5 protein-coding genes are annotated in these 4620 nt (G+C 42.8%); 1 reads left to right on the top strand and 4 read right to left on the bottom strand.

Annotated features, from left to right (window positions below; all coding sequences use genetic code 11):
- Window positions 1–91 precede the first annotated feature (91 nt).
- Genes ACI35L_RS17635 through ACI35L_RS17620 form a run of 4 tightly spaced genes read right to left on the bottom strand, consistent with a single transcriptional unit; the run spans window position 92 to window position 3033 of the window.
- Window positions 92–748 carry an amino acid ABC transporter permease gene (locus ACI35L_RS17635; protein WP_049669592.1) on the bottom strand — a complete coding sequence of 219 codons (657 nt, stop codon included), beginning with the start codon at window positions 746–748 and terminating at the stop codon, window positions 92–94.
- Between the two features lie 14 nt (window positions 749–762).
- Window positions 763–1407, bottom strand: coding sequence for an amino acid ABC transporter permease (locus tag ACI35L_RS17630; RefSeq protein ID WP_049669591.1), 645 nt, complete (start codon window positions 1405–1407; stop codon window positions 763–765).
- A gap of 60 nt (window positions 1408–1467) precedes the next feature.
- Window positions 1468–2283 (bottom strand): transporter substrate-binding domain-containing protein, encoded by an 816-nt coding sequence (locus tag ACI35L_RS17625; RefSeq protein WP_049669590.1) that lies wholly within the window; start codon window positions 2281–2283, stop codon window positions 1468–1470.
- 21 nt (window positions 2284–2304) lie between these two features.
- Window positions 2305–3033, bottom strand: coding sequence for an amino acid ABC transporter ATP-binding protein (locus ACI35L_RS17620; RefSeq protein WP_439803452.1), 729 nt, complete (start codon window positions 3031–3033; stop codon window positions 2305–2307).
- Between the two features lie 576 nt (window positions 3034–3609).
- Between ACI35L_RS17620 and rsgA the strand changes: the two genes are divergently transcribed.
- Window positions 3610–4617, top strand: a complete 1008-nt coding sequence (gene rsgA, locus ACI35L_RS17615) for a ribosome small subunit-dependent GTPase A (RefSeq protein WP_439803451.1) — start codon at window positions 3610–3612, stop codon at window positions 4615–4617.
- Window positions 4618–4620: the final 3 nt, after the last annotated feature.

Here is a 4620-nt window from a genome sequence, read left to right as displayed (position 1 = left end):
ACTCTTTGTTTATTTTAGCATTCAAGCCCAGCTCATGCAATTTGACTAAAGAAAACAAAAAAAAACATCCCGGCTCCAAAGAGCGGGGATGTTATGATTTTCTGACCTCAAGCCTTCTCGCAACAAGGGATAACCCGTAATTGACGATAAAATACATAAGAGCAATCAAGATCAGAACCGGCCAAACATAATTGATGTTCTGCGCATAAATGACCTGACCATGATGTGTCAATTCCGGTAAAGCGATAATAACCGCCAAGGATGTATCCTTTAAAAGCGAGATAAACTGACTCACGATTGGCGGAACCATATTTCGCAGAGCTTGAGGCAGGATGATATGCCAAAGTGTTTGAATATAACTCATGCCAGATGAGCGCGCCGCTTCCACCTGGCCCTTTGGAATGGAGTTCAGCCCGCTGCGAATGACCTCTGAAAGCATCGCGGATTCAAAGATTGTCAGTGCCAGAATTGCAGCTGTTGAAATGCTCATCTCGAGCCCGACTTTCGGGTCTTGCAGTCCAAAGTATACAAAGAAGATGATCAAAATTAGCGGTAAATTCCGGATTGTTTCGACAAGTACAGCAAGTACAGGGGATACAACCGGTATCTTTGCAAACCGCAGAATACCAATTATGCCTCCAATAAGGAAGCTCAAAACAATGGATATCGCGGCAATCTTCAAGGTTACGAGAAAACCGTCTACTAAAAAGGCAAGGTTATCAGGCGAATAGGCACCTGCAAAATCCATTGATCATGCCCTCCTTAATAACTCTTTGCCAGGCGTTTTTCCAAATAACCAACACCAAGGCTGAGCGGGATTGTAAGTATCAAATAAAAAACTGCAACAAAGATATAAACATCAAAGACCACATAGGTCGCAAGCGAAATCAAATCCGCTTGATACATCAGTTCTCCACCGGCAATAACAGCCAGGATAGAGGTATTCTTCACAAGATTAATAAATTGGTTGCCTAAAGGCGGAATCACGATTTTGATGGCCTGAGGAAGAATGATGAGACGCATCGCCTGACCATAGGTCAATCCTGACGAACGCGCCGCCTCCATTTGTCCTTTATCAATCGATAAGATGCCCGCCCGGATAGCCTCAGCAATAAAGGCCGCCGTATAAACAGTCAAAGCTAGAGAACCCGCAAGGAAACCTGGCAGGCCAGCTCCAAAATAAAACATAAAAGCGATAATTAATAATGGAATATTACGGACAAACTCCACATACGCTGTCCCCAACCAATTCAATGGTTTTAGAGGCGCAATTCTCATTACAGCAATGAACGTTCCGAGAAGGAAGCTCCCTACGAGAGTAAGCAAGCTGATGCGAATCGTTCCTATAAACCCTTCAAGATACATATCCAGATGATCGACAAGAATAGAAAAATCAAGTGCTAGCATTCAATCACTCCTATGTACAATCAGGATGGGTCGAGCGCCCATCCTGATGAAAGAAACTCCTTATTTCTTGATCCATTTGTTATAGATTTCATCATATGTTCCGTTGTCCTTCAAAGCTTTAAGAGCTTCATTTAATTCTTTGACTAATTCAGGGCTGTCTTTCTTCACAGCGATACCATACGGCTCTTCTGTAAATTGGCCGCCTGTCAATTCATAATCAGGATCTTCATCAGCCATTCCGTAAAGGATAGAGTCATCTGTTGTCAATGCATCCCCTTGACCTGATTTCAAGGCAGTAAAGGCTTCTGAGTAGTTCTCATATTGAAGCACTTCTGCATCCGGAGCCTTCTCAGCGATATTGACAGCAGAGGTTGAACCTTTAACGGCAATTACTTTTGTCCCCTTCTTCAAATCATCAACGCTCTTGATTTTGCTTCCTTTTTTGACAAGCAAGGATTGGCCGGCTTCAAAGTAGACATCTGTGAAATCAACTTCTTTCTTCCGCTCCTCTGTAATTGTCATCGTTGCAACAACAGCATCAATTTTGCCGTTTTGAAGCAACTGAACGCGGGTTTTGGATGTAACCTCGACAAACTCTGCCTTGCTTTCATCACCAAGAATTTCCTTCGTCAAAGCCTTCGCAATATCAATGTCAAATCCTTCAACCTTGCCTGAACTAGGGTTCTTAAGACCAAACAAGCGAGTATCATTTTTCACACCAAATACAATCTTGTCTTTATCCTTGATTGCTTCTAATGAGTTTTTCGCTGAACCTTCACCGTTTTTTTCGGCATCATCATTGCTTCCGCAAGCAGCCAGCATAAATACAGCAATCAAACACAAGACAGAAAATTTAAAAAACTTCTTCGACAACATACTATTTCCCCCTTTTATTTCTTAATGATTTAATATACGGCTTAAGAATGTACGCGCCCGTTCTTCACGCGGGTTCGTAAAAAATTCAGCCGGTGTCGACTGTTCCAAAACTCTTCCCTCATCCATAAAGACAATCCTGTTGGCTACTTCCTTAGCAAACCCCATCTCATGGGTCACAACCACCATGGTCATCCCTTCCTTGGCGAGCGTCTTCATGACATCCAGCACTTCGCCAATCATTTCCGGGTCAAGAGCAGATGTAGGCTCATCAAACAGCATAATCTGCGGATTCATGGCAAGTCCTCTAGCGATTGCTACACGCTGCTGCTGACCGCCGGACAGCTGTGACGGATAGGCATTTGCCTTATCTGGAATCCCAACCTTCTCAAGATAAAAGCGTGCCGTCTTTTCCGCTTCCTCTTTCGATTTCCCAAGCACCTTTATTGGAGCAAGCGTAATATTCTGCAGAACGGTCTTATGCGGATATAAATAAAAATGTTGAAAAACCATTCCTATATCCCGTCTTAAATGATTGATATTCGTCTTCTTATCGTTGACCGGTGTCTGATTGACCTTCAGCACGCCTTTATCAATTGTCTCAAGATGATTAATGCAGCGAAGCATTGTGCTTTTTCCAGATCCAGAAGGACCGATGACGACCACAACCTCGCCTTTTTCAATCTCAAGATTAATATCCTTTAAAACATGGAAATCCCCATAATATTTATCAACATGATCAAAAACAATCAACCTTCTTCCCCCTTGACTAATCATTTTCTCTTTATCTTTCAATGAAAAGGCAGCCATATGTTTTTCATGAATGCCTAACCGTATGAAACGGTGATAAACAGCCTAGTAAGTAATATGTATGTCCTTTGAGACACCTGTATGTCTCTCCCGTGGCAGCCGTTCGTAGGCCAATATACGGAGGCTATGCCCTTCAGACTATTGACGAAATATTACAATTATTATCTTATCTTAACAGATAAGTATGTATTTTGTAAAATTGTGATTTTACTTAATTATTAGAAAATATTAATTGCATTATTTCCTTTCTCGCCATATACTTAGTACTATTAAAGAACAAGGGAGGAATGTCTTATGAAAATGATGTATGCAGAGAATGTCGTAAATTTCATAAAGCAGTCCTTCAAGCATAACGCTGATTAATGATTCCGCTCCATTTGAATGAATATCTGCCATGCCAAGGACTGCCATTGGTCCTTGGCTTTTATATGCCTTTTTTCGAATGAAGGCAAAGAAAAGAGACCTATTCATGGTCTCTTTTCTCATGTGCAAACATTCATACAAATGGAGGAGAATACATTGAACATAAACCAATTAGGCTGGAATTCCTTTTTTGAAGAAGCCTTCAAGCTTCATGATAACTACCCAGCATTGATCCCAGGACGAATCATCAGCGAGCATAAAGGTATGTACCGCATCCTTTGTGAGGAAAGAGAGGTTCTTGCATCCATCAGCGGGAAACTGCGTTATCAGGCACATAATAGCGCTGGGCTGCCAGCGACGGGCGACTGGGTTGCCTTAAAAATGAGACATGGAGAAAATAAAGCAATCATCCATGCTGTCCTGCCGAGAAAAAGCAAGTTCTCACGAAAGAAAGCTGGTTTGACAACTGAGGAGCAGATTATTGCCTGCAATATCGATACTGTCTTTCTCGTAAACGCCGTAAATGCGGATTTCAATATACGAAGGCTCGAACGATATCTTCTACTGGCATGGGATAGCGGTGCTAACCCTGTCATTCTCTTAAGCAAGTCTGATTTATGCAGCAATATTGATGACTATATTCATCAAGTAGAAAACATTGCAGCAGGCGTTCCCGTCCATGGCGTCAGCGCCGAACAAAGACTCGGACTCGAAGCATTAACACCGTATATCCAAGAAGGAAAGACAATTGCCCTCCTTGGTTCCTCTGGAGCAGGCAAATCCACACTGGCCAATGTCCTGTACGGAGAAGATAGGCAGCAGGTTCACACGACACGTGATGATGACAAAGGCCGGCATACAACGACCCATCGGGAGCTGATCCTTCTCAAAAATGGCGGTATGATCATTGACACCCCGGGAATGAGAGAGCTCCAGCTATGGGAGGGTGAAGAAGGGATCCATACAGGCTTCAATGACATTGAAGAACTAGCCCTGAATTGCAAATTCAACGACTGCCGGCACGAAACTGAACCAGGGTGTCAAATCCAAGCCGCCATCCAGGATGGAACCTTAGATAAGAAACGCTTCAAAAGCTACCAAAAGCTCCAAAGAGAACTCGCATACCTAGCAAAAAAACAAAGGAAACATCAAAAGCGAAGGTGACCG

Origin of the sequence: Pradoshia sp., assembly GCF_051873915.1 — a bacterium.
Classification (GTDB): Bacteria; Bacillota; Bacilli; order Bacillales; family Pradoshiaceae; genus Pradoshia.
This window is presented reverse-complemented; position numbering and strand designations above follow the sequence as displayed.

What these genes read in the sequence shown, in the direction of transcription:
- ACI35L_RS17635 (WP_049669592.1), bottom strand. Translation starts at nt 748, where the DNA reads ATGGATTTTGCAGGTGCCTATTCGCCTGATAACCTTGCCTTTTTAGTA.
- ACI35L_RS17630 (WP_049669591.1), bottom strand. Translation starts at nt 1,407, where the DNA reads ATGCTAGCACTTGATTTTTCTATTCTTGTCGATCATCTGGATATGTAT.
- ACI35L_RS17625 (WP_049669590.1), bottom strand. Translation starts at nt 2,283, where the DNA reads ATGTTGTCGAAGAAGTTTTTTAAATTTTCTGTCTTGTGTTTGATTGCT.